The organism is Rhodococcus sp. H29-C3 (assembly GCF_030063405.1).
Taxonomy (GTDB): Bacteria; Actinomycetota; Actinomycetes; order Mycobacteriales; family Mycobacteriaceae; genus Rhodococcoides.
This window is the reverse complement of sequence record NZ_JASITC010000051.1, coordinates 1-1,814: the sequence shown is the minus strand read 5'-3', so window position 1 is coordinate 1,814 and position 1,814 is coordinate 1. Positions and strand designations below refer to the sequence as shown.

General features: G+C 60.4%; 1 protein-coding gene. It reads right to left on the bottom strand.

The window, feature by feature from the left end:
- Positions 1–1,814, bottom strand: a 1,814-nt coding sequence (locus QMK32_RS25105) for a non-ribosomal peptide synthetase (RefSeq protein WP_283478285.1), incomplete at both ends; no start/stop codon positions are given.

Here is a 1,814-nt window from a genome sequence, read left to right as displayed (position 1 = left end):
CGCAATATGATGCACCACAAACACCACAACAAACTCCGAACCCACACCACCCGAACCCACAACCTCGAACAAACGAGCCCGAAACGGCACCTCCGCCGTCACATCGAACCCAACAGAGACGAACTCGCGCAGTCGATCGGCGAGCTCAGCCGCTGTTACTCGTTGTGGGGTCATATCGGGACTGACGATGGCGGTCGGCAAAATCTCCTGGGTGCCTGCGCCGTCGATGTCCGGGTAGACGGTGCGTAGTGACTCATGGCGGGTAAGCACGTCGTCGACTGCGCGTCCGAGCGCAGCAACGTCGAGCTCACCGGTCAGCCTGATCGCCACCGGAATGTTGTTCACTGCAGAAGCAGTATCGAACCGGTTCAGGAACCACATCCGCTGCTGCGCCAACGACAACGGAACAACATCCGGCCGCTCCTGCGCCACCAGCGCAACACGTGCACCTGCTCCGACCTGAGACTCCACCAACGACGCCAACGCACCCACCTTCGGCGCATCGAACAGAATCCGCACCGGAAGTCGTGTGTCAAGTGCCGCACCCAAACGAGACACCAACTGCGTTGCAATCAGCGAGTTACCACCGAGCTCGAAAAAGTCATCATCGAGACCAACACGCTCGAGACCCAGCACCCCCGCAAAAGTCTCCGCCACGATCTCTTCCACCGGCGTAGTGGGCGCCCGGAACTCCTTGGTCTCCACGACCGGATCCGGCAAAGCCTTACGATCGAGCTTCCCACTCGACCCCAACGGAAACTCTTCGAGCACAACGTAGTTCGACGGCACCATGTAAGACGGCAGCCGCAAAGCGGCTGCGGCGGTGACGTCGTCGATGTCAATGGTCTTGCCCGGCTCACCGACAAGATAACCAACAAGCTGGTCGTTGCGAACCAGCACAACAGCGTTCGACACCGAATCGATCCCGGTGAGTACAGCCTCGATCTCACCCAGCTCGATGCGTAATCCACGCAGCTTGACCTGGAAATCGGTACGACCCACATACTCGATCTCACCGCCGCGCGTCCACCGCACCAAGTCCCCCGTCCGATACAGACGCGAACCCTGCGCTTCGGAGTCTGCGAACGGATCGGCAACAAAAGCACCAGCAGTCAAGTCCGGCCGGGCCACATACCCCCGAGCAACCTGAGGACCCGACAGATAGAGCTCACCCGCCACACCCGCCGGCACCGGATGCAAACGCTCATCGAGAACCAACGCACGCGTATTCCACACCGGCTTACCAATAGTGACCGTCCCGAGAGCAGAACTCACCACACCCTCGCTCGCATGCACCGTGAACTCCGTCGGACCATACAAGTTGTGCAGAGCCACACCCGGCAAAGCACGCTCGAACGACCGCACCACCGACATCGGCAACGCCTCACCAGCCGCGAGAACCACCCGCAACGACCCGAACGAATCGGACTCGAAACCAGCCGTCTCCGCCACGAACACCGACAACATCGACGGGACGAACGAGGTCATTGTGACCGCCTCATCAGCAATCACCTGCGCCAAGTACCGAGAATCACGATGACCATCCGGTGCCGCCAACACCAAACGCCCACCGGAAAGCAACGTACCGAACAACTCCCACAACGACACATCGAAGGTCACCGGCGTCTTCTGCAACACCACATCCGCCGCACCCAACCCGAATCGCTCCGAAAGCCAAGAGATCTGATTGACGATCGCCTCATGCGAAACCGCCACACCCTTCGGCCGACCCGTCGACCCCGACGTGAAAATCACATACGCCGCATTCGACCCCCGCAACACCGACAACCGCTCACCATCCCCCACAACCTCAC